The organism is Janthinobacterium kumbetense (genome assembly GCF_023703445.1).
GTDB lineage: Bacteria > Pseudomonadota > Gammaproteobacteria > Burkholderiales > Burkholderiaceae_D > Janthinobacterium > Janthinobacterium kumbetense.
On the sequence record NZ_JAMQGR010000046.1, the window covers coordinates 1 to 340 of the forward strand.

Genomic DNA, 340 nt, shown 5'->3' on the forward strand with positions numbered 1-340 from the left:
GCTGACCTCTTGCATGCCATGCAAGCGCTCTCCCAGCTGAGCTATACCCCCCGGGCGCAGAAATAATAAAAGCCGCACTTGGCGACTTTGTTCCACTACTTGCTTTCCATCCAGATTCCGCTTTTTACGATCCTGAACTTACAACAATCAGTACAAACAACTGCCACTACTATACCACAACTACCTGGCGTCCCCAAGGGGATTCGAACCCCTGTACTCACCGTGAAAGGGTGATGTCCTAGGCCTCTAGACGATGGGGACCGCGGAACTTCCAAACAACATCGGCACCACTTCAACGACTAACAAAACCTGACTGCGATTTTGCTGCTGGTGGAGGTAA

Annotated in this window: 1 tRNA gene; it reads right to left on the minus strand. The window is 51.2% G+C overall.

The features are described 5' to 3' along the window. Nucleotides 1-185: 185 nt before the first annotated feature. Nucleotides 186-261 (minus strand) — tRNA-Glu (locus NCG91_RS27890). Nucleotides 262-340 lie beyond the last annotated feature (79 nt).